Here is a 22,248-nt window from a genome sequence, read left to right as displayed (position 1 = left end):
TCGGCGGACCTACCGGCCCACTGGAGTGGTGACCGGGGCCGGGGGCCGCTCCCGCGCGGTAGGCGCAGTGGCAAGGGGGCCACTGCCGCGCGGAAACGGGGTCTCAAGGCCACTGTCGCGAGTAGCGTGGGATGGGCGTGGGCGGCGTCAGAGCGCGTTCGACATATGGGACTTGAGTGGTGGAGGGTCAGAGGGTGCAGCTTCGGGTGGATGAGTTCAAGGTTCGGGTGACCTATCACGGATGGTGCATCCAGGAGTCGGACGAAGCCCTGATTCCGGTGCCGTATCCGGATGAGTCGAGTGATGCCTTCTTGACCCAGTTCGAGCACCGGGTGGACCTGTACTCGGCCGGGCATACTCACTATGCCGATGTAGTCATCGAGCACTGGGACAGCGAGCCAGCCCCGGACGGCCGGCGGCACTGGGATGAGACGGCGACGGCCGAGTTCGTCTCCGTGTCAGGCGAGGCTGCGATCTGGTCCGACGGACGGGATCACGATGTGAATCTGCTGGGCCCGGGGGCTTGGAAGCTGCGTGCACATTGCGCGGGGCGCGCTGAAGTGGCCCGCGCATGCAAGGAAGGAAGCGTCGCCGACGGTGTCGAGAAGTACCTGATCCAGTTCTGGCCGCGCTGATGCTTCCGGCTCGGCTGAGGCAACCGTTTCGGACCGCTCCAGCCGAGCCGGAAACTAACCCGTGATCTGGACGATAAAACTATCGTTTCCGCTGTCCAGGATCCGATTCTTCGCATAGAAACTTTTCAGCAGATCGCCGGCGGCTTTGTTGTCGTCTTTCCATACCGGCCGTATGGAAAAATTAAACTTCTTGACATCCGGGTCGTATTCCGAGTGGGCCGCACCTTGATGGGTTGAGGCGAACGGGTACTCATCACATTCCCTGCCGCCTTCAGTGTAATCGGGGCCGTAATGCCTGCGGCACTGAGCAACAGCCCTCCGCCAGTTTTCGTCGTGGCGCTTTTTATCCCAGTAGAGCCGCCGCAGTCCATTCCCAGGCTCCTGGCCAGGGACCTTCTTGGCCGCCATGTAGGGCTTGGTTTTCTCTGGGTTCTTGAATGCTTGTCGAATATGGAGCGCGACCCCAGCTTCAGGCGCTCTATCTTTCGCACTGTAGTTCAATTTCCCGACAATGGCAAAGGTGGCGGCACCACGCTTTCCGGGCTTACCGCCGCCTGTGGAATTGCGGAGATAGGAGGCGGAGTCCCAGCGGGGAGGGAGGAAGAAAAGCTTTCCTCCAGGATCACCCTGAACTCCGGTTGGGAAAGTGATCCCAATGTGGGGTTCGTAAACGGCATGGACGACGTCTGTCTTCTTGCCTTCGTTCCCCTGACCGGGTGCGACATTCATGGTGTGGGTGAACGAGGGATGCGCTTTGAAGTGGTCCCAGCTCTTCCGTCCAGGGAGACTTCCCCCGAATTTATGCTTTGCTTTCTTGGGGACTATGAGTGGGACCTTCGCTGTCGGGTTGATCATCAAAGCGCTGGTTCTGGCCGCTCCTGTCTTGTCCATAGAAGTGAAGTGGTAGGTCACGTTCATTTCCCGACTGTCCAGAGCTATCGTCCCGACCACGAGAACAACGAAGCGACTCTCACCGATCGGACGGCCGTTCCGCGTCCATACCTGCTGGTACAGAGCCCCAGTGCACATGGCGAATCGGGACTTCATGTAATGAGGGTTCTTGCTGCCCAGTTTCTGAAGGCACTCGGCAGCCGTCATCTTCCGTGACGGATCCGGGTACGACACCCTCGGCGCCGGAGCACCACCGTCGGTCGCCGAATCGACTGGCGACGGCCGAGGGCTGAGCCGGGCCCATGACCGAGCCGGACCCGTGGTCTCCTGAGGCAGCGTCATGCGGTCGGCTGAGGTCAGCGCCTGGCCCTTCCACCTGGTCCAAGTTTCCGGATCCCGCTGGAACTCGCGGAGAGACGGTACGTCGGTGCCTGTGGGGAAGGCCCGTGCCTCAACTTCCAAAGCCCCTTCCTGGGCTGTGGCGGGCTCTCCCAGCGGGAGCATTGCCACCGTGCCCGCCAGTACCAGCGCCCTCCGCGCGAGACGGCTGCCACCCGCTGTCCCCGAACCTTGCTGCTGCACTATCCAACCCCTTGTGTCTTTGATCGCTTCGCCTTGGCCTGAGCGTTCAGCCAACAGAGGTGTCGTGGCAACACACGCTTCGACCACGCGGTCTGGCCGGATCCACCATCGAGATTGGCCGGACTCGGTGGCCGGTTCCTCAGTGGCGGTGCCGGTGCTGCAAGGCACTACAGGTCGCCGAGCCGGCCGGCCGGACACGACGGGACGGGCATCGACGGGTCCGCCCCGGCCGATGTGCCGCTCTACACGTGGAACCCGGGCACCGCGGGGCCACGGGCCGTCGAACGACAGGAAGCAGCCCTCCTTCGGCGGGCTCACCGACACCGCGTTCACCACAATTCCGCTGCTGTGAATCCTCACTTCGCCCACCTGCGTGCTGGCCCGCGCCAGTTCAGGACGTGTCACCACCTGGGCGCTGGAGCCTATTGACCTGTTCATACAGCCAGTGGGCCCTGACCGTGCAGGTTCTGAAGGCAAGCGCGGCAACATCGCGGTCGAGGAGAGCGGGGTGCAAGAGGCCGGCGGCCGGTACCCCGTGTCGGGGGGAAAGAGAGGTGGCCCCGGTCGCCTGTGCGGGGGAATGGAATGGCGACCGGGGCCGGGGGCCGCTCCCGCGCGGTGGTGCGCAGTGGCAAGGGACCACTGCCGCGCGGAAGCGGGGCTTGAAGGGTCAGAGCTGGTCGCGCGCAGCGGATATCAGCAGCCCGACGATGGAGAGGTAGGCGGATACGAGCACCGCCGTCGCGGCGCCTTCTTTGAGCCGCTTCCTCACAGGACACCTCCCGCGCTGCTGCGCGCGTTCGCCTCGGTCAGCGCGGGCCTGAGCTGGTCCGCGACGGTCGCCGGGCGGATGTCGGTCCGGGGCGCATCCCACTCACACCCACCGTGCGGCGGGCGGAGGTAGTACCGCGTCCCGTACTCCGCCATCACCACCCCGATCGCCCCGATCACCGTGTCGAACGCCAACGTGCCCACCGCGAGACCCTCGCGAGTGTCCGCAGTGGCCATGGCCGCTTCTCCTTTGCTCCGTCAGGTGTCGCACTGCACCTTGTTCGTCCTAGACAACTCCTCGACTGCGTAGGGCGGTACCGTGGTGACGGCGGCATAACTTGAAAGGCTTGAACGGCTATCCAGGCCAAGGAGATCTGTGGAGACACGGAAACCGAACACCCATCTGGACCGGCTGCACAAAGAAGCAAGTTGGACCCAGGGGCAGTTCGCTCGTGCGGTCAATCTGATCGGCACCGAGCGAGGAACACCGACCACGTTCGTGGAGTCCACCGTCCACTACTGGCGGAAGGGTGTCACCCCCAAAGAAGAGGTGCGCCCGCTGATCCTGGAAGCCCTTTCTCGCAGGCTGGGCAGACCGGTCACCCATTCCGAAGCAGGGCTTCCCAACCCTGTCCACCATTCGAACAGTTACTCCGCTGTGGAAGATCTGATCGACCTAGGGAGACAGGACGTGGAGCGTCGCAATTTCCTCGGAGCAAGCCTCTTCTCCGTTGCATTGTCCATCCCCGACTGGCCGGACATCGTGGGCAGAATGGAATCTGTACAATCAGGGGGAGCCCACCGTATAGGGGAATCGGAAGTTGCGCTGGTCACGAAAATGACCGACCGCCTGTGGGACACCTTTGAAGATCTCGGCGGCACGCATACTCGGCCACTGGCCGCGCTGTTCCTCGCCAATACGGTTGCCCCGTTCCTTCGAGCGGATGCGCCTGGCGCGATCCGCAAGGCAATGTTGTCGGCCGCCTCCTTCCTCTGCTATCTGACCGGCTGGATGGCGGAGGACGAAGCACTGCACGGACTGGCCCAGCGGTACTACAGAAAGGGCTTGGAGTTCGCGGGGGCGAGCGACGATCATCTGACGTACTGCCACGTTCTCCGGGGCATGTCGGTGCAGGCAGCGGATCTGGGACATGGCCCGATCGCTGTCCGTCTGGCCGACGCCGCTGCTGCCGCTTACCTGAAATCGGAACCTCGCAAGCAAGCGTTCTTCGCGGCGCAGCAGGGGTACGCCCATGCTGTGGCCGGTGACAGCCGTGCGGCATTGATCAGCATTCGGAAGACAGAGAAGTCACTCGACATTGCTGAAAGCGGAGCCAGAACCTTCGGCGGCTTCAGCGCATCGACCTTGGCTTACGCAACATCCCATGTTCGCTATCATTCCGGGGATGTCAGGGGCAGCATCGATTCCCTGGAGCTACATTTCCGCCTGAGAGATACGGGCGACACACTTCGATCCGCGTTGCGCTTCAGTTCGATTCTGGCCGAGCGACAGCTGAAGCTGGGGCACTTGGACGCCGCGTGCCAAACGTGGACTCAGGTGCTCGACGACTATCCGAAGGTACATTCCGGGCGGGTTGATCGGCACGTTGCCAACATCCCGCTACTGCTCCGCCCCTACCGCACCAATGCAGCGGCGCGCGAAGTCAGGGAACGTGCCTTGCAGGACGCCAAGCGCTGAACGGGTGCCCGCACCTGTCTTTCCCCCCGTCCGGGGGTACCGGCCGCCCTCCGGCTGGTCCGTGGGTGGGGGTGCAGGGTCGCCCCCGCAGGGGATCGGCGGAGGCCGACCTGCACACAACCCCGTGAGTACGCTCGCCGACCCCGAGGAGGTGAGCCCGGAGGCCCCGCCAACCCGCACCACCACCCGGCCCCGGGACCACCCGCACAAAACCAGCCCCGCCGGCGTTTGAGGCGCAGGGGTTCGGGGACTGGTCCCCGACGACCGGCCGCACCGGGGCCCGGGGCGCACCCCACCGCACGCCCCCGGTCGACCGGCCCGGGGGATTGACCCCCCGCACCACCCCGACCTACCGTCGCACCGCAGCCCCCCGGGGCCACCGCCCCGGACCGGCTCCGAGGAGGTCGTGCCCCATGCACCCCGTCCCCCCGCTCCGCCCGGTCCTCGCCGCCACGCTCGCCGTGATCGCCGCAGCAACCACACTCACCGCCTGCGGCGACGGCTCCGGCGGCGACTCCGACACCGTCAAGGTCGTCTACAACCGTTCCACGGACAACACGATCCGGTTCAAGGACGAGCATCTCCAGTCCGTGAAGGCGCAGTTCGAGAAGGCCCACCCCGGCAAGAAGGTCCGGCTGATCCCCGTCCAGGCCCCGGACAACGACTACGCCACCAAGGCGCAGCAGATGATGCGTTCCGCGAAGACCGCTCCGGACCTGGTGTACGAGGACACGTTTCGGATCAACTCGGACATCAAGGCCGGGTACTTGAGACCGCTGGACGACGACCTCAAGGGCTGGAAGGAGTGGGGGCGTTTCCTGCCGTCCGCGAAGGCCGCCGCCCGTGCCGAGGACGGCCGTACCTATGGCATCCCGGACGGTACCGACACCCGTGGCCTGTGGTTCAACAAGGCGGTCTTCGCGAAGGCGGGTCTCCCGGCCGACTGGCGTCCCCGTACGTGGGAGGAGGTCCTGGACGCGGCCCGTGCGATCAAGCGAGAGGTCCCCGGTGTCATCCCGCTGAACGTGTACACCGGGAAGGCCCCGGGCGAGGCGGCCGTGATGCAGGGATTCGAGATGCTGCTCTACGGCACGGGCCGTGACCCGCTCTACGATCCCGCCGCCAAGAAGTGGGTGTCGGAGCGTCAGGGCTTCCGGGACGCGCTGGAGTTCGTCCGGACCGTGTACGCGGAGAAGCTGGGTCCGGATGTGTCCGACGCGCTCGATCCGAACGTCAATACCCGGGTCGCCACCGAGTGGCTGCCGGAGGGGAAGCTGGCGATCGCTCTCGACGGCTCCTGGATGGGCCAGAACTGGATCAACAAGGGGCCCAGGGAGTGGCCGCGCTGGGGCGAGGAGCTGGGGCGGACCGCGATGCCGACGCAGCACGGCGAGGCCCCGGGGAAGGTGTCGCTGTCGGGCGGCTGGGCGTGGTCCGTTCCGGCGAAGGCGAAGAATCCGGATCTGGCCTTCGAGTTCATCAAGATCCTCCAGACCCGGGCGAACGCGACCCTCTGGTGCGTGGTCGCCGCGCAGATCGCCGTACGCGACAATGTCGCCGCCGACCGCTCGTATCTGACGTCGATGCCGGGTGTCGCGTTCTTCACCTCCCTGGTGGAGTACACGCACTACCGGCCCGCGCTCCCGGTCTATCCGCAGGTCTCGTCCGCGATCGGCGAGGCGATGGAGCAGGTGACCACCGGGGACGCGAGCGCGGAGAAGGCGGCGCGCGCCTACGACGAGGAGCTGCGGGCGATCACCGACGGCGCGGTCACCTCCGGGTGAGCGGGCGTACGGGCCGGTGGCGCTGGGCCCCGATCGCCCCCGCCACCGTGCTGCTGGTCCTCTTCCTGGGCGGCCCGATCGGCTACTGCGTGTGGATCGCCTTCACGAACACCCAGCTCACGGGCGCGTCCGGCGCGGATTTCGTGGGTCTGGAGAATTTCCGCCGGGCCTTCGCCGACGAGGCCTTCCGCAACGCGGTCTGGCTCACGCTGGTCTTCACCGTTCTCTCGGCGGTGATCGGGCAGAACACGCTGGGTCTGGCGCTTGCGGGGTTGATGCGCCGGGCGTCCCGTCCGCTGCGGACCGCGACCGGCGCGGTGGTGATCGCCGCCTGGGTGCTCCCGGAGATCGTCGCGGCGTTCCTGCTGTACGCGTTCTTCCGCCGCGAGGGCACCTTGAACGCGGTGCTGGAGTGGCTCCATCTCCCGTCGCAGAACTGGCTGTTCACCGCGCCGATCCTGGCGGTGTCGTTCGCCAATGTCTGGCGCGGGACCGCGTTCTCGATGCTGATCTACTCGGCGGCGCTGGCGGAGATCCCGCGCGATGTGGTGGAGGCGGCGAAGGTCGACGGCGCGAGCGGGCCGCGCCGGCTGTGGCATGTCACCCTGCCGATGATCCGGCGTTCGATCGGCACGAATCTGATGCTGAACACCCTCTCGACCCTGTCGGTCTTCGGCCTGATCTGGGCGATGACCCGGGGCGGGCCCGGCGGCCGGAGCGAGACGCTGCCGGTGTTCATGTACGACCAGGCGTTCGTGAAGAGCCTGATCGGCTATGGCACGGCGGTCGCGCTGCTGCTGCTCCTGGTGGGGGCGCTGTTCTCGCTGGTGTATCTGCGACTGATGAGGGTGGAGCTGTGAACGGGGCCCGGGCCCGGGGCCGCCTCGCCGCGAACGCCGCCCTGCTCCTGGTCGCGCTCGCCTTCGCGCTCCCGCTGCTGTGGCTGGTGCTCTCCGCCCTTGATACGGAGGCGGATCTCCGGGTCAAGGTGCCGTCGTCGGTGACCGGCGAGAACTTCTCGGCCGTCCTGACCGACGAGATCACCTTCACCCCGATGCTCAACAGTCTGCTGCTGTGCGGCGGCGCCACCGCCGTGACGGTCGTCTGTGCGGCACTGGCGGCGTATCCGCTCTCCCGCCACCGTTCACGCTGGTCCCGCCCGTATCTGCTGACCATCCTGTTCACGACGTGTCTGCCGATCACGGCGGTGATGGTCCCCGTCTACGCGCTCTTCGTCCGCGTGGAACTGATCGACACGCTGTCCGGGACGGCCCTGTTCATGGCCGCGTCCCAGCTGCCGTTCGCCATCTGGCTGATGAAGAACTTCATGGACGCGGTCCCCCGGGCGCTGGAGGAGGCGGCCTGGACGGACGGCGCCTCCGGCTTCCAGACCCTGGCGCGGGTGGTGCTGCCCCTGATGGGCCCGGGTCTGGTGGTGGTAACGATCTACACGTTCATCCAGCTCTGGGGGAACTTCTTCGTCCCCTTCATGCTGATCCTCACCCCGGACCGGCTGCCCGCGTCCGTCTCCGTCTTCACCTTCTTCGGGAACTACGGATCGGTGGTGTACGGGCAGCTCGCGGCCTTCTCGATCCTGTACTCGGTCCCGGTGCTGCTGCTGTACGTCCTCATCGCGCGCCGGCTCGGCGGCGGCTTCGCGCTGGGCGGCGCGGTGAAGGGCTGATCCCTTGAGGACCCTGGCTCCGGACCACCCGGAGCCAGGGATCACAGGAGAGATCAGAAGACGGACTCGGCCTCGTCCATCCGGTTCTCCGGGACGGTCTTCAGCTGGGTGACGGCGTCCGCGAGCGGGGCCATCACGACCTCGGTGCCCCGCAGCGACGTCATCTTCCCGTAGTCGCCCCGGTGCGCCGCCTCCACGGCGTGCCAGCCGAAGCGGGTGGCGAGGACCCGGTCGTACGCCGTGGGCACGCCACCGCGCTGGACATGGCCGAGGATGACGGGCTTGGCCTCCTTGCCGAGGCGCTGCTCCAGCTCCACGGCGAGCCGGTTGCCGATGCCCTGGAACCGCTCGTGGCCGAACTGGTCGATCTCGCCCTTGGCGTACTCCATCGACCCCTTGGCGGGGTGCGCGCCCTCGGCGACGCAGATGACGGCGAACTTCTTGCCCCGGGAGAAGCGCTCCTCGACCATCTTGACCAGGTCGTCCACCTCGAAGGCCCGCTCCGGCAGACAGATGCCGTGGGCGCCGCCGGCCATGCCGGACTCCAGGGCGATCCAGCCCGCGTGCCGGCCCATGACCTCGACGACCATCACGCGCTGGTGCGACTCGGCGGTGGTCTTCAGCCGGTCGATGGCCTCGGTGGCGACGGTGACGGCCGTGTCGAAGCCGAAGGTGCGGTCGGTGGCGGAGATGTCGTTGTCGATCGTCTTCGGGACGCCGACGACCGGCATCCCGGCGTCCGAGAGCATCCGGGAGGCGGTGAGGGTGCCCTCGCCGCCGATCGGGATCAGGACGTCGATGCCGTAGCGCCGCTGGAGCTCGCCGCAGTTCTCGGCGGCCTCCCGCAGGCGGTTGCGCTCCAGGCGGGCGGAGCCGAGTATGGTGCCGCCGCGCGCGAGGATGCCGCTGACCTCGTTGAGGTCGAGCGTGCGGTAGTGGCCGTCGAGCAGGCCCTTGAACCCGTCTTCAAAGCCGATGACCTCGTCACCGTAGCCAGTGATCGCCCGGTGCACGACCGACCGGATGACAGCGTTCAAACCGGGGCAGTCGCCTCCGGCGGTGAGGACTCCGATACGCATCGTGCTGTGTCTCCTGCTCGGTCGGTGGGTACGCGTGTGCCCGGGTCCAATTGTTCCATGTGCCCTTTGGCCGTGCTTTCGCGGTGCTGCGGGCCCGCCCGGAGCCCGGCAGGCGTCTTATCCATCGCCAGAGGTATTGTCAAGAGGTAATGGCCGCCATCCAGCGGTTTTTTTGTACGAACTTTTGTACGTGGCCCCCATGAACCGGCCACCTCGGAGCAGGACGGGAGACACGCGTGACGCGCAGCGTGTACGTGACCGGGATCGATCGCGGGGACGGCCGGCAGGTCGTCGAGCTGGGGGTCATGGAACTCCTCACCCGCCAGGTGGACCGGGTGGGCGTCTTCCGCCCGCTGGTCCACGACGGACCCGATCGCCTGTTCGAGCTGCTGCGGGCCCGCTACCGGCTCACCCAGGACCCGGCGAGCGTGTACGGGATGGACTACCACGAGGCCTCCGCGCTCCAGGCCGAGAAGGGCACCGACGAGCTGGTCTCCCGGCTCGTCGACCGCTTCCACGCGGTCGCCCGCGAGTACGAGGTCGTCCTCGTCCTCGGCACCGACTTCGTGGGCACCCAGCTCCCCGACGAGCTGGCGCTCAACGCCCGGCTCGCCAACGAGTTCGGCGCCTCCGTGATCCCCGTCGTCGGCGGCAAGGGCCAGACCGCCGAGTCCGTCCGCGCCGAGGCCCGCAACGCCCACCGCGCCTACGAGGCCCTGGGCGCCAAGGTGCTCGCCCTGGTCGTCAACCGCGTCGCCCCCGCCGAGCGCGGCGACATCGCCGAGCGGCTCGCCGCCCGGCTCCCCGTCCCCTGCTACGTCCTGCCCGACGAGCCCGCGCTCGCCGCCCCCACGGTCGCCCAGATCAACCAGGCCCTCGGCGGCACCGTGCTCCTCGGCGACGACTCCGGGCTCGCCCGGGACGCCCTCGACTTCGTCTTCGGCGGCGCCATGCTGCCGAACTTCCTGCGCGCCCTGACCCCCGGCTGCATGGTGATCACCCCGGGCGACCGGGCCGACCTGGTGGTGGGCGCGCTGGCCGCCCACTCCGCCGGCACCCCGCCCATCGCCGGCCTGGTGCTCACCCTGAACGAGCGGCCCAGCGAGGAGATCCTCACCCTCGCCTCCCGGCTCGCCCCCGGCACCCCGGTGATCTCCGTCCCCTCCACCAGCTGGCCCACGGCCGCCGAGCTGTTCGGCCTGGAGGGCAAGCTCAACGCCACGACCCCGCGCAAGGCCGAGACCGCCCTCGGGCTCTTCGAGCGCCATGTCGACACCGGTGAGCTGCTGGAACGTCTCGCCGTCGCCCGCAGCGGCCATGTCACCCCGATGATGTTCGAGCACGAGCTGCTGGAGCAGGCGCGCGCCGACCGCCGCCGGGTCGTCCTCCCGGAGGGCGCCGAGGAGCGCGTCCTGTGGGCGGCCGACGTCCTGGTCCGCCGGGACGTCTGCGACCTCACCCTCCTCGGCGATGTCGAGCTGATCCGCAAGAAGGCCGCCGACCTCGGCATCGACCTGAGCGGCGTCCAGCTGATCGACCCGAACACCTCCGAGCTGCGCCAGGGCTTCGCCGAGCGGTACGCCCAGCTGCGCGCGCACAAGGGCGTCACCGAGGAGCTGGCGTACGACGTGGTCGCGGACGTCAACTACTTCGGCACGCTGATGGTCGAGGAGGGCCTCGCCGACGGCATGGTCTCCGGCTCGGTCCACTCCACGGCGGCCACCATCCGCCCCGCCTTCGAGATCATCAAGACCAAGCCGGACGCCTCGATCGTCTCGTCCGTCTTCTTCATGTGCCTCGCCGACAAGGTGCTGGTGTACGGGGACTGCGCGGTCAACCCCGACCCCAACGCCGAGCAGCTGGCCGACATCGCCGTCCAGTCGGCGGCCACGGCGGCCCGCTTCGGCGTGGAGCCGAGGATCGCGATGCTCTCGTACTCCACCGGCACCTCCGGCTCCGGCGCGGACGTCGACAAGGTGCGCGAGGCGACCGAGCTGGTCCGCAGCACCCGGCCCGAGCTGCGGATCGAGGGCCCCATCCAGTACGACGCGGCCGTCGACACCTCCGTGGCCGCCACCAAGCTGCCGGAGTCCGAGGTCGCGGGCCGGGCCACCGTCCTGATCTTCCCGGACCTCAACACCGGCAACAACACCTACAAGGCCGTGCAGCGCTCGGCGGGCGCCGTGGCGGTCGGCCCGGTCCTCCAGGGCCTGCGCAAGCCGGTCAACGACCTCTCGCGCGGGGCCCTGGTCAGCGACATCGTCAACACGGTCGCGATCACCGCCATCCAGGCCCAGCCCGAGCGCCCCGCGTCCGGCTGACCCCCGTCCCCCTCCCTGTTCGCTCCCGTTCCGAAAGACATCACGAACCCCATGACAGCCACCCGAGTCCTCGTTCTCAACTCCGGCTCCTCGTCGGTGAAGTACCAGCTCCTCGACATGCGCGACGGCTCCCGGCTCGCGGTCGGCCTGGTCGAGCGGATCGGCGAGGAGACCTCCCGCCTGGTGCACACCCCGCTGGCCGGCGAAGGCTCCGCCAAGCGGGAGCGCACCGGACCGATCGCCGACCACGAGGCGGCGCTGAAGGCGGTCGCCGACGAACTGGACGCCGACGGCCTCGGCCTGGACTCGCCCGAGCTGGCCGCCATCGGCCACCGGGTCGTCCACGGCGGGCTGCGGTTCACCGAGCCCACCGTGGTGGACGACGAGGTGCTGGCCGAGATCGAGCGGCTGGTTCCGGTGGCCCCGCTGCACAACCCGGCCAACATCACCGGCATCCGCACCGCGCAGGCGCTCCGCCCCGACCTGCCGCAGGTGGCGGTCTTCGACACCGCGTTCCACACGACGATGCCGGAGTCGGCCGCCCGCTACGCCATCGACACGGAGGTCGCCGACGCCCACCGGATCCGCCGCTACGGCTTCCACGGCACCTCGCACGCGTATGTCTCGCGGGAGACCGCGCGGCTGCTCGGCAAGGCGCCCGAGGACGTCAACGTGATCGTGCTGCACCTGGGCAACGGAGCCTCCGCCTCCGCCGTGCGGGGCGGGAAGTGCGTCGACACCTCGATGGGGCTCACCCCGCTGGAGGGCCTGGTCATGGGCACCCGCTCCGGCGACGTCGACCCGGCGGTGACCTTCCACCTCCAGCGCGTCGCCGGAATGTCGACCGACGAGATCGACGTCCTGCTGAACAAGAAGAGCGGTCTGGTGGGCCTCTGCGGCGACAACGACATGCGGGAGATCCGCCGCCGTATCGAGGAGGGCGACGAGCGCGCCCGGCTCGCCTTCGACATCTACATTCACCGGCTGAAGAAGTACATCGGCGCCTATTACGCGGTCCTCGGCCGGGTGGACGCGATCGCGTTCACCGCCGGGGTGGGCGAGAACGCGGCACCGGTCCGGCAGGCGGCGGTGGCCGGCCTGGAGGAACTGGGCCTGGCCCTGGACGCCGCGCTCAACGAGGAGCGTTCCGATGAGGCGCGGATCGTGTCGACCCCGTACGCCCGGGTCGCGGTGGCCGTCGTGCCCACCGACGAGGAGCTGGAGATCGCCCGCCAAACCATCGCTTTGGTGGCTCCGAATTCACTCGACTGAGCGGGGTCGCGCCCACTTGTACTTTCCACCAGCCTGAATATTCCGAGTCGAAACAAACCGATAGGATCCGCCTTATGCGCCGTTCCAAAATCGTCTGCACACTGGGCCCCGCCGTCGACTCGTACGAGCAGTTGAAAGCTCTGATCGAGGCCGGTATGAACGTGGCCCGCTTCAACATGAGCCACGGGTCCCACGCCGAACACGAGGAGCGGTACCACCGAGTCCGCAAGGCCGCCGCCGACACCGGCCGCGCCCTGGGCGTCCTCGCCGACCTCCAGGGCCCGAAGATCCGCCTGGAGACCTTCGCCGAGGGCCCGGTGGAGCTGGTGCGCGGTGACGAGTTCACCATCACCACGGAGGACGTGGCCGGCGACAAGTCGATCTGCGGCACCACCTACAAGGGGCTGCCCGGCGATGTCTCCAAGGGCGACCAGATCCTGATCAACGACGGCAACGTCGAGCTGCGCGTGGTCGAGATCGAGGGCCCGCGGGTGAAGACGATCGTCGTCGAGGGCGGTGTCATCTCCGACCACAAGGGCATCAACCTCCCCGGCGCGGCGGTGAATGTCCCGGCCCTGTCCGACAAGGACGTCGAGGACCTGCGCTTCGCGCTGCGGATGGGCTGCGACCTGGTGGCGCTCTCGTTCGTCCGCGACGCCGACGACGTCAAGGACGTCCACAAGGTGATGGACGAGGTCGGCATCCGCGTCCCCGTCATCGCCAAGGTGGAGAAGCCGCAGGCCGTCGCCAACATGGAGGCCGTCGTCGCGGCCTTCGACGGCGTGATGGTGGCCCGGGGCGACCTGGCGGTGGAGTACCCGCTGGAGAAGGTCCCGATGGTGCAGAAGCGCCTCATCGAGCTGTGCCGGCGCAACGCCAAGCCGGTGATCGTGGCGACCCAGATGATGGAGTCCATGATCACCAACTCCCGGCCGACCCGCGCCGAGGCGTCCGACGTGGCCAACGCCATCCTGGACGGCGCGGACGCGGTCATGCTCTCCGCCGAGTCGTCGGTGGGCGCCTACCCGATCGAGACCGTGAAGACGATGTCCAAGATCGTCTCCGCGGCCGAGGAGGAGCTGCTCTCCAAGGGCCTCCAGCCCCTGGTCCCCGGCAAGAAGCCGCGCACCCAGGGCGGTTCGGTCGCCCGTGCCGCCTGCGAGATCGCGGACTTCCTCAGCGGCAAGGCCCTGGTCGCCTTCACCAAGTCCGGCGACACGGCCCGCCGGCTCTCCCGCTACCGCGTCTGCCAGCCGATCCTCGCGTTCACCACCGAGGAGTCCACCCGCAACCAGCTGGCGCTGAGCTGGGGCATCGAGTCCTTCGTCGTCCCGCATGTGAACAACACCGACGCCATGGTCGACCTGGTCGACGCGGAGCTGCTGAAGCTCCAGCGCTACAACGAGGGCGACACCATGGTGATCACGGCGGGCTCGCCCCCCGGCGTCCCCGGCACCACCAACATGGTCCGGGTGCACCACCTGGGCAAGGAGGCGTAGCCTCACCGCGCGCACCGCTGTGTGGGCCGCGACCCTTCGGGGTCGCGGCCCACAGCCGTACCGGGGGTCAGCCGCCGAGGGTGCCGGTGAGGGAGTTGCGCAGCCCGGGGATGGTGAGGGTGCCGCCGAACTGGCCGGCCTGGACCACCCGGGCCTGGGTGAAGAAGGCGAAGGAGAGGTTCAGCGGCGGCGGGGTGCGGGGGCTGAAGGTGATGGGGATCAGGCCGAAGAGATTCCCCTTCAGCTCCTCCGTGTACATCGTCACCGTGCCCTGGCGGATGGTCGACGTGGAGCCCGCGCGCGCCTGAGCGTGCAGGGTGGTCCCGCCGGGGCCGTCCACCAGCTGGTGGAGATCCCTGATGTCGATGCCGCTCGCGGTGAACTTCAGTACCTTCTTGACCTTGCCGCTGCCCGTGCGCACCTCCACGATGCCGTGGTAGTCGAGCCCGTACAGGGTGAGCCGCGAACTCTGAAGGATCCAGGGCTCGTCGGGCAGCAGCGGCAGGCCCCGCTCCGTCTTCGCGTCGGCCAGGGCCCGCGGGTCGGGGGTGGGGCAGGGGAAGCGGGGCTTGGCGCCGTCGGGGATGTCCTTCTCCTGGACGGGTTCGGTGCCGCCGACCTCGTCGTCCAGCTCCTCGACGGTGGCACCGGCCTGCCGCGCCGCCTCCTCGATCGCCTTCCTGACGCTCTCCCGGTCCGTGTCCCGGCCCTTCTCGCCGTCCGTCTCGCCGCCGGGGGTGGGCCGTCGCCCGTCGGGCTGCGGCGCGGAGGGCTGCACGGTGGGACCGTCGTCCGGCCCGAGGGGCGGTTTCGTGGACGGCCCGGCGGGCGGCTTCGCCGGCGGTTTCGTGGACGGAGCCGGATCCGACGGGGCCGCCGGGGCCGGGGTGGGCGACGGCGAGCGGCCGGGCGGTCGGAGCAGATCCCCGATGGCCTTGCCCAAGCCCAGCGGATCCAGGGGGTTCACCCCCGGCGGACCGGCCGGGTCGGGCGCCGGGGCCCGGGGGCTCTCCGGCGCCCCGCTCTCCCGCCCGGGCCCCCGGGCCGGAATCCCCGGGCTCTTCTCGGGCTTCTTCTCAGGACTGTTCCCGGGACTCTTCTCGGGACTCTTCTCCGGTTTCCCCGCCGGGGCGTTCGCGCCGGATCCGGCCGCCGCACCCGTGGCGGACGGCGCGGGACTCGCTCCGGTCGTCGCCCCCGGCCCGGACGGCGACGGCTCCGGTGCCGGCGGCGCGGAGGTCGGGGTGGTGGGCGACGGCGCGTCGGAGCGGGTGACGCACGGCCCGGGGGCGAAGGGGATGTCCTTGTCCTCGGCGAGCGCCAGCTTCGGCGCGAGCCCCATGCCCACGAGGACGGCGGTCGGCATCGCCGCCAGCACCATCGCCTTGCCGGCGGGCCGCTGGAGCTTGGCGAGCAGCGACTTCCTCGGGGCGGCGTGGCGCGGCCCCCTGGTGGTACGGGCCCCGTCGCCCGTCAGCGGTGTGGACTCATCCCGCACTGTGCCCCCCAGCCTCGGCCCGGCCGTCGGCTACCTCCGACTCCCCGGCGGGCCGGGGCCGCCCCGGCGCCCAGGAGATCGAGAGGGCTCCGCCCGTCAGCGCGAGCAGGAACCCGACGACGAAGCCGCCGAGGTTGGCGATGGGGAGGGAGATCAGGGCCAGCAGGATGGAGGCGACACCGGCGAACACCCGCACGATGTGGTGGAACCACATCGTCAGTCCGAGCGTCACCAGCAGGACGCCGATGATGAGCGAGCCCGCCCCGGCCGTGGTGGACATGGAGAGCGTCAGATCGCCCAGTCTCATGCTCGCGTAGGGCAAGTAGGCGATGGGAATCCCGCCGAGCAGCGTGAACAGCCCCGCCCAGAAGGGCCGTTGTCCCCGCCAGTCGTAGAACCGTCGCCGCAAGACGCGGAGAAAGTGTTCGTTCTGCCCCGTGGCCATGGACTCGGCGCTCATGGAAAACAGCTCCCTGGAACTGGTGTTGCCGTACGAGGGGGTGAGCGGGCGGGCGGGGATTCAGCGGCACCCCCGCCCGCCCCGGCGGTCACCGTCAGAAGCACTCGGCGTCGGGGCCGTCGCCCCGCAGAAGACGCATCTTCAGGCCGGCCAGGGAGAAGCTCCCGGCCGTGGTCGCCCACGCCGTCTGCTCGACGTCGGTGAGCGTGGCCTTCCGCGCCTGCTGGGCGAAGCCGTTCTCCTGCACCCGGCCCTTGACGGGCGGACCCTGCCCCGCCGGGCCGTCCGGGCCCGCCGCGTTGTCGGTGTCCTTGACCGCGACACCGATGTCGATGTCGTCGAAGGTCGCGTTGCCGTCGAGCTGGGCGATGTCGAGGTAGAGGTTCCGCGCCTTCACCGGTTCCTTGCCCTCGCCCGCGGTCATCCTCATCGTGATCTTGCCCAGTACAGGCAGATCGGTCACGACCGACTGACACATGTCCCGGATCGTCGCGGTCTTGAAGGAGGAGACCGAGACCGCGCGCGCGGTCTTGCCGTCCCCCGTCATTTCCTCGTACCCGGTGTCGACAGCGCCGTACGAGGAGAAGCCGTACCCTTCGATATGTCCGGCCTTGACCTTGAACTGCTGGCCGGACACGGTGAACGAGGCGGCCAGCGCCCCCTGTGCCAGTCCGATGCCTATCGCGGCCGTCGCGGCCACGCTGGGCACCATGACGAGGGCGAACCTCTTCCATCTGGTTCCGCCACGAGCCACTGACTCCATGACTGTCCTCCTTCTCGGACGTATATCTCCGGTCCGGACTGCGAGTGTCCGTCCTGGGATGGGAGAAGTGCTACGTCCTCGGGAAGGAGAGCGCCCGCACTTCCAGGCGCGGTCCGCGTCCGAAACACCGGCGATCACCCCCGAGCGACAACCACTGGTCGCGCCTGACGCATCACGCACAACCCGGTGCGGACAGGCCCTGCCGGTCGACAGGAACCCCCCTGTCCGCGGTCCGGCGGCGCACCGCCGCCGGCCCGACCCGGTGGGGACCCCCGTCCGCCACGGCACGGCTGGGAACCGGGCCGGTGCGCCGGGGGACCGGGCGTCGCCGATCGTGGTCCATTCCCGGCCGCCGCACAAGAGGCTTCATTACTCGCTGGTAACAGCCGGTCACCACACCACCGCCGGCGGGCGCCCAACGGCCACACAGGGTGCAGCCGAGTGTGCCACCGGAGGGGTGATTGTCATCGATAAACGGACAGAAAAAATGCGCTGATTTACTCCGAGTAACACGGCGCACGAATGCCAAGTTTTGGTAAAGAGAGGTCGGGTTCTGTCAGTCTGTCGCCAAAACGGCGGCGGCGCGCTCCCCGCACCACCGCCGTATGTCACGACATGTCCGGCGGAACCTCGGTTTCGTCCCGGCGGTTGCCACTTTGGCTCAGAACAGCACCCTGGCCAGCGCCTGCCGGGCGGCCGTCACCCGGGGGTCGTCCCCGCCGATCACCTCGAAAAGCTCCAGCAGCCGCACGCGGACCGCCTCGCGGTCCTCACCCACCGTCACCCGTACGGTGTCGACGAGCCGGCCGAAGGCGTGCTCGACATGCCCGCCCACCAGATCCAGATCGGCCACGGCCAGCTGGGCCGCCACATCGGCCGGCTTCCCGGCCGCCTCGGCACGGACCTTCTGGGCGTCCATGTCCCGCACCCGGCCCAGCAGTCGGGCCTGGGCGAGCCCCAGCTTGGCCTCGGTGTTGGCGGGGTCGTCGGAGAGCACGTTCTCGTACGCCCGGACCGCACCGGCGAAGTCGCCCGCGTCCAGCGCCTGGACGGCCGCGTGGAGTGCGGCGTCGTACGGGCCCACGGGGGCGGCCGGGGCCTCGGAGGCGTCCGGTCCGTCGGGGGCGTCCGCGTCGACCGCGATACCGGTGAGACCGAAGCGCTCCTCGGCGACCTGGATCAGCTGGTCCAGGGTCTGCCGGATCTGCGTCTCCGGCGCGGCGCCCTGGAAGAGCGGCAGCGCCTGCCCGGCGACCACCGCGAAGACGGCGGGAATCCCCTGCACGCCGAACTGCTGCATCAACATCTGGTTGGCGTCGACATCGATCTTGGCCAGTACGAAGCGGCCGCTGTACTCCTGCGCCAGCCGCTCCAGCACCGGGCTGAGCTGCTTGCAGGGCTGGCACCACTCGGCCCAGAAGTCGATGACGACCGGGACCTCGGTGGAACGCTGGAGCACATCCCGTTCGAAGCCCGCCTCATCGACGTCGATCACCAGGCTGGAGGGGGGGACGGCACCGCCGCCGCCCTGGCGGGCGGCCTCGGCACGGGCCTGCTCCGCCTTGGCCTTGGCCTCTCCGGCCGCCTTCACCGCGGCGAGGTCGACGACGCCGCTCATGGACATGTTCCTAGGCTGCATGCGTACATCCTCCCCCTTTCGCGCGCGCATGGGAAAAGCGCGGGCGCGAAGCCCCCACACGGTCAGGTCGGCGCGGGGTCCCCACCCCGCGCCCGTGGTCGTCGCTCGGCCGCTCAGGGCTTTCGCTACGGCTCGTAGCGTAACTCCGCGACCTGGGGGCCTGTGAGATTCACCGCGTGAACTGGCTCACAACAGCCGGTCTACTGGCCGGTATGGTCGCCGTCATGCGCAGCCACCCCGACCTGCCGACGGAACCGAACGCGCGCATCGGACGCCCCCGGAGCGCCGAGGCCGACCGCGCGATCCTGGCGGCGACCCGCGCGGCCCTGGTCGAACTGGGCTGGTCCAAGCTGACGATGGGCGATGTGGCGACCCGTGCGGGGGTCGCCAAGACGACGCTGTACCGCCGCTGGGCGGGCAAGAGCGAGCTGGTCGTGGACGCGGTCGCGGTCCTCTTCGACGAGCTGGAGCTGCCCGATCTGGGGAGCCTTGTGGCGGATGTGGAGGCGATGGTGCTGCGGTTCGCCGCGCTCCTGGAACGGCCGGAGACCCGGACGGCGATGATGGCCGTGGTGGCGGAGGCGACCCGGGACGAGGCCCTGCGGAAGCGGATCCGTGTCGCGATCGTGGACCGGCAGAAGGTCCTCGTCCTTCAGGGCCGGGCGCGGGCGCAGGCCCGGGGGGAGCTGCCGTACGAACGGGATCCGGTGACGGCCGCGCACAACGCCGACCTGATCTTCGATGTGATCGCGGGCGCGGTCGTGCACCGGACCCTGGTCAGCGCGGAACCGGTGGACCCGGCGTGGGCCCGCCGCTTCACGCGTCTGCTGCTGCACGGCGCGAGCGCCGTGACCCCTCGGCCGTGACTCCCTAGAAGCCCGGCGGTTCCGTGTACGTGCCCCATTCGTCGCGGAGGGTGTCGCAGATCTCCCCCAGGGTGGCTTCGGCGCGGACGGCGTCCAGCATCGGGCCGACCATGTTGGAGCCGTCGCGGGCCGCCGTCAGCATCGCGGCGAGGGCGGTCCGTACCCGGGTGTCGTCGCGGCGGGCCCTGCGGGCGGCGAGGGCGCTCACCTGCTCCCGTTCGACTTCATGGCTGACGCGCAGGATCTCCAGGTCGCCGGTGACGGAGCCCAGGTGGGTGTTGACCCCGACGACCCTCTTGTCGCCCTTCTCCAGGGACTGCTGGTAGCGGAAGGCGGATTCGGCGATCTCGCCGGTGAACCAGCCGTCCTCGATGCCGCGCAGGATTCCGGAGGTGATGGGCCCGATGGGGTGCCGGCCGTCGGGGTGGGCGCGCAGGCCGCGTTCCCTGATCCGGTCGAAGATCGCCTCGGCGTCGGCCTCGATGCGGTCGGTGAGCTGTTCCACGTACCAGGAGCCGCCGAGCGGGTCGGCGACGTTGGCGACGCCGGTCTCCTCCATCAGGACCTGCTGGGTGCGCAGGGCGATCTCGGCGGCCTGTTCGCTGGGGAGCGCGAGGGTCTCGTCGAGGGCGTTGGTGTGGAGCGAGTTGGTGCCGCCGAGGATCGCGGAGAGGGCTTCGACGGCGGTGCGGACGACGTTGTTGTAGGGCTGCTGGGCGGTGAGGGAGACCCCGGCGGTCTGGGTGTGGAAGCGGAGCCACTGGGACTTGTCCTGCTTCGCCCCGTATTCGTCCCGCATCCAGCGGGCCCAGATCCGGCGGGCGGCGCGGAATTTGGCGATCTCCTCGAAGAAGTCGAGGTGGGCGTCGAAGAAGAAGGAGAGCCCGGGGGCGAAGACATCGACGTCCAGTCCCCGGCTGAGTCCGAGTTCGACGTAGCCGAAGCCGTCGGCGAGGGTGTACGCCAGCTCCTGCGCGGCCGTCGCCCCGGCTTCGCGGATGTGGTAGCCGGAGACGGAGAGCGGTTTGTACGCGGGGATGGAGCGGGCGCAGTGCTCCATGAGGTCGCCGATGAGCCGCAGGTGCGGCTCGGGCTGGAAGAGCCACTCCTTCTGGGCGATGTACTCCTTGAAGATGTCGGTCTGGAGGGTGCCGTTGAGGACCGCCGGGTCGACGCCCTGGCGTTCGGCGGCGACCAGGTACATGCAGAAGACGGGGACGGCCGGGCCGCTGATGGTCATCGAGGTGGTGACGTCGCCCAGCGGGATGTCCTTGAACAGCACCTCCATGTCGGCGGCGGAGTCGATGGCGACGCCGCAGTGGCCGACCTCGCCGAGGGCGCGGGGGTCGTCGGAGTCCCGGCCCATGAGGGTGGGCATGTCGAAGGCGACGGAGAGCCCGCCGCCGCCGGCGGCCAGGATCATCTTGTACCGCTCGTTGGTCTGCCCGGCGTTGCCGAAGCCGGCGAACTGGCGGATGGTCCAGGTGCGGCCGCGGTAGCCGGTGGCGTGCAGACCGCGGGTGAAGGGGTACTCGCCGGGCCAGCCGATGCGTTCGAATCCTTCGTACGCGTCGCCGGGCCGGGGCCCGTAGACCGGGTCGACCGGGTCGCCCGAGAGCGTGGTGAAGTCCGCTTCGCGCGTGCGGGCCCGGTCGTAGCGGGCCTGCCAGCGGCGGCGGCCGTCCTCAATGGCGTCAGCGTCCATGGAAACAAATTTACTAGGACGTCCTAGTAAATGTCGATGAGAAAGCCGCCGCGGGTCCGCACGCGGCGGCTTACGGGTGCACGAGGGCTCAGGCCGCCGCCTTGGCGGCGTCACTCTCCGCGATCAGCGCCTGGGTCTCACGGGAGATCTTCGGCTCGACGAAGAACGAGGCCACGGGGATGCAGCCGGCCGCCAGGACCCACAGCAGCTTCCCGAAGGACCACTTCGCCTTGGAGCCGAGATCGAAGGCGAAGATGACGTAGACGATGAAGAGCACACCGTGGATCTGGGAGATCACCATGGTGTCGCCGGTCTCGAAGCCGTACTTGGCGACGATGGCGGCGGTGAACACGAGCAGCCAGACGGCGGTGATGTACGCCATCACCCGGTAGCGGGTCAGCACGGTCTGTTTCATGGAAATGAGCGTAACCGGGAGTGAGAGGGGCACCGCCGCCGGGGCGGTGCGGGACGGACGGAGGAACAGCGGGGCGGCGGGGCTACTTCTCCTCGAAGTCGCGCGCGGCCACCCGCAGCGGGCGGAGCATGGCGAAGATCTCGGCGCACTCCTCGGCGTCGTACGCGCCGAGGCCGAAGTCCATCGCCATGAGATCGCGGGTGGCGGACTCCACCACCTCGCGCCCCTTGGCGGTGATGCTCGCGAGCGTGCCGCGCCCGTCGTTGGGGTTGGGCCGCTTGTCGACCAGGCCGGAGCGGACCAGGCGGTCCACGGTGTTGGTGACCGATGTGGGATGGACCATCAGCCGCTCACCGATCTTGGACATCGGCAGCTCGCCCGCCTTGGAGAAGGTGAGCAGCACCAGCGCCTCGTAGCGCGCGAAGGTCAGTCCGTACGGCTTGACGACCGCGTCCACCTCGGCGAGCAGGATCTGGTGCGCGCGCATGATCGAGGTGATGGCGGCCATCGAGGGGACGGGGCCCCAGCGCTGCCGCCACAGTTCGTCGGCGCGGGCGATCGGGTCGAAGGGGAGGCTGAGCGGCTTGGACACAGGCAGACCCTACCCACTGGTCACCTGCGGGGGCCGTACCGTCTCGCTCCTCGGGCCACCGGCCGGGGGCGCGGACACCGGCCCGCGCCCCGG

Annotated in this window: 19 protein-coding genes; 9 read left to right on the top strand and 10 right to left on the bottom strand. The window is 69.0% G+C overall.

The window, feature by feature from the left end; genetic code table 11:
• Positions 1–206: 206 nt before the first annotated feature.
• Positions 207–635, top strand: a complete 429-nt coding sequence (locus tag SYYSPA8_RS10705) for a hypothetical protein (protein ID WP_323446798.1) — start codon at positions 207–209, stop codon at positions 633–635.
• Positions 636–689: 54 nt separating this feature from the next.
• On the opposite strand, the gene SYYSPA8_RS10700 is transcribed toward SYYSPA8_RS10705, so the two are convergent.
• Both SYYSPA8_RS10700 and SYYSPA8_RS10695 read right to left on the bottom strand, forming a co-directional pair.
• Positions 690–1,553: a NucA/NucB deoxyribonuclease domain-containing protein gene (locus SYYSPA8_RS10700; RefSeq protein WP_323446797.1), complete on the bottom strand. Its 864-nt coding sequence runs from the start codon at positions 1,551–1,553 to the stop codon at positions 690–692.
• 1,323 nt (positions 1,554–2,876) lie between these two features.
• Entirely contained in the window at positions 2,877–3,116 is a 240-nt protein-coding gene (locus SYYSPA8_RS10695) for a hypothetical protein (protein ID WP_323446796.1), read from the bottom strand.
• A 139-nt stretch (positions 3,117–3,255) separates the two neighbouring features.
• Here SYYSPA8_RS10695 and SYYSPA8_RS10690 point away from each other — a divergent pair, with 139 nt between their 5' ends.
• The 4 genes from SYYSPA8_RS10690 (at position 3,256) to SYYSPA8_RS10675 (ending at position 8,046) form a co-directional block, all read left to right on the top strand.
• Complete coding sequence (locus SYYSPA8_RS10690; protein ID WP_323446795.1) at positions 3,256–4,578, top strand: tetratricopeptide repeat protein; 1,323 nt, start codon at positions 3,256–3,258, stop codon at positions 4,576–4,578.
• 413 nt (positions 4,579–4,991) lie between these two features.
• Positions 4,992–6,362: an ABC transporter substrate-binding protein gene (locus tag SYYSPA8_RS10685; RefSeq protein WP_323446794.1), complete on the top strand. Its 1,371-nt coding sequence runs from the start codon at positions 4,992–4,994 to the stop codon at positions 6,360–6,362.
• The gene (locus tag SYYSPA8_RS10680) at positions 6,359–7,222 is read left to right on the top strand and encodes a carbohydrate ABC transporter permease (protein WP_323446793.1); all 864 of its coding nucleotides are present in this window, start codon (positions 6,359–6,361) and stop codon (positions 7,220–7,222) included. Before SYYSPA8_RS10685 ends, SYYSPA8_RS10680 begins: the two co-directional genes overlap by 4 nt.
• Entirely contained in the window at positions 7,219–8,046 is an 828-nt protein-coding gene (locus SYYSPA8_RS10675; protein ID WP_323446792.1) for a carbohydrate ABC transporter permease, read from the top strand. The genes SYYSPA8_RS10680 and SYYSPA8_RS10675 overlap by 4 nt, the downstream gene beginning before the upstream one ends.
• A 53-nt stretch (positions 8,047–8,099) precedes the next feature.
• On the opposite strand, the gene SYYSPA8_RS10670 is transcribed toward SYYSPA8_RS10675, so the two are convergent.
• Complete coding sequence (locus tag SYYSPA8_RS10670) at positions 8,100–9,125, bottom strand: ATP-dependent 6-phosphofructokinase (RefSeq protein ID WP_323446791.1); 1,026 nt, start codon at positions 9,123–9,125, stop codon at positions 8,100–8,102.
• A 236-nt stretch (positions 9,126–9,361) separates the two neighbouring features.
• On the opposite strand from SYYSPA8_RS10670, the gene pta reads away from it, so the two are divergent.
• The 3 genes from pta (at position 9,362) to pyk (ending at position 14,217) form a co-directional block, all read left to right on the top strand.
• Positions 9,362–11,446: a phosphate acetyltransferase gene (gene pta, locus SYYSPA8_RS10665; RefSeq protein ID WP_323446790.1), complete on the top strand. Its 2,085-nt coding sequence runs from the start codon at positions 9,362–9,364 to the stop codon at positions 11,444–11,446.
• 51 nt (positions 11,447–11,497) lie between these two features.
• The gene (locus tag SYYSPA8_RS10660; protein WP_323446789.1) at positions 11,498–12,718 is read left to right on the top strand and encodes an acetate kinase; all 1,221 of its coding nucleotides are present in this window, start codon (positions 11,498–11,500) and stop codon (positions 12,716–12,718) included.
• A gap of 74 nt (positions 12,719–12,792) precedes the next feature.
• Positions 12,793–14,217 carry a pyruvate kinase gene (gene pyk / locus SYYSPA8_RS10655; RefSeq protein ID WP_323446788.1) on the top strand — a complete coding sequence of 475 codons (1,425 nt, stop codon included), beginning with the start codon at positions 12,793–12,795 and terminating at the stop codon, positions 14,215–14,217.
• A gap of 67 nt (positions 14,218–14,284) precedes the next feature.
• On the opposite strand, the gene SYYSPA8_RS10650 is transcribed toward pyk, so the two are convergent.
• From SYYSPA8_RS10650 to SYYSPA8_RS10635, 4 genes are all read right to left on the bottom strand, one after another.
• Positions 14,285–15,715, bottom strand: a complete 1,431-nt coding sequence (locus SYYSPA8_RS10650) for a hypothetical protein (RefSeq protein ID WP_323446787.1) — start codon at positions 15,713–15,715, stop codon at positions 14,285–14,287.
• Positions 15,705–16,175 (bottom strand): DUF6114 domain-containing protein, encoded by a 471-nt coding sequence (locus tag SYYSPA8_RS10645; protein WP_323446786.1) that lies wholly within the window; start codon positions 16,173–16,175, stop codon positions 15,705–15,707. The genes SYYSPA8_RS10650 and SYYSPA8_RS10645 overlap by 11 nt, the downstream gene beginning before the upstream one ends.
• A 94-nt stretch (positions 16,176–16,269) precedes the next feature.
• Positions 16,270–16,938, bottom strand: coding sequence for a DUF6230 family protein (locus SYYSPA8_RS10640; RefSeq protein WP_323446785.1), 669 nt, complete (start codon positions 16,936–16,938; stop codon positions 16,270–16,272).
• A gap of 661 nt (positions 16,939–17,599) precedes the next feature.
• Positions 17,600–18,577, bottom strand: coding sequence for a tetratricopeptide repeat protein (locus tag SYYSPA8_RS10635; protein WP_323446784.1), 978 nt, complete (start codon positions 18,575–18,577; stop codon positions 17,600–17,602).
• 212 nt (positions 18,578–18,789) lie between these two features.
• On the opposite strand from SYYSPA8_RS10635, the gene SYYSPA8_RS10630 reads away from it, so the two are divergent.
• Positions 18,790–19,443, top strand: coding sequence for a TetR/AcrR family transcriptional regulator (locus SYYSPA8_RS10630; RefSeq protein ID WP_323446927.1), 654 nt, complete (start codon positions 18,790–18,792; stop codon positions 19,441–19,443).
• A 4-nt stretch (positions 19,444–19,447) separates the two neighbouring features.
• On the opposite strand, the gene SYYSPA8_RS10625 is transcribed toward SYYSPA8_RS10630, so the two are convergent.
• The 3 genes from SYYSPA8_RS10625 to SYYSPA8_RS10615 all read right to left on the bottom strand — a co-directional run bounded on the left by SYYSPA8_RS10625 (position 19,448) and on the right by SYYSPA8_RS10615 (position 22,155).
• Positions 19,448–21,148: an acyl-CoA mutase large subunit family protein gene (locus SYYSPA8_RS10625; protein ID WP_323446783.1), complete on the bottom strand. Its 1,701-nt coding sequence runs from the start codon at positions 21,146–21,148 to the stop codon at positions 19,448–19,450.
• Positions 21,149–21,236: 88 nt separating this feature from the next.
• Positions 21,237–21,563: a DUF3817 domain-containing protein gene (locus SYYSPA8_RS10620; protein WP_323446782.1), complete on the bottom strand. Its 327-nt coding sequence runs from the start codon at positions 21,561–21,563 to the stop codon at positions 21,237–21,239.
• Positions 21,564–21,645: 82 nt separating this feature from the next.
• Complete coding sequence (locus SYYSPA8_RS10615; RefSeq protein ID WP_323446781.1) at positions 21,646–22,155, bottom strand: MarR family winged helix-turn-helix transcriptional regulator; 510 nt, start codon at positions 22,153–22,155, stop codon at positions 21,646–21,648.
• Between the last annotated feature and the right edge of the window lie 93 nt (positions 22,156–22,248).

The sequence above is a fragment of the Streptomyces yaizuensis genome (assembly GCF_034961445.1).
Classification (GTDB): Bacteria; Actinomycetota; Actinomycetes; order Streptomycetales; family Streptomycetaceae; genus Streptomyces; species Streptomyces yaizuensis.
The sequence above is the reverse complement of the archived record's forward strand: the minus strand, read 5'-3'. Positions and strand labels throughout refer to the sequence as shown.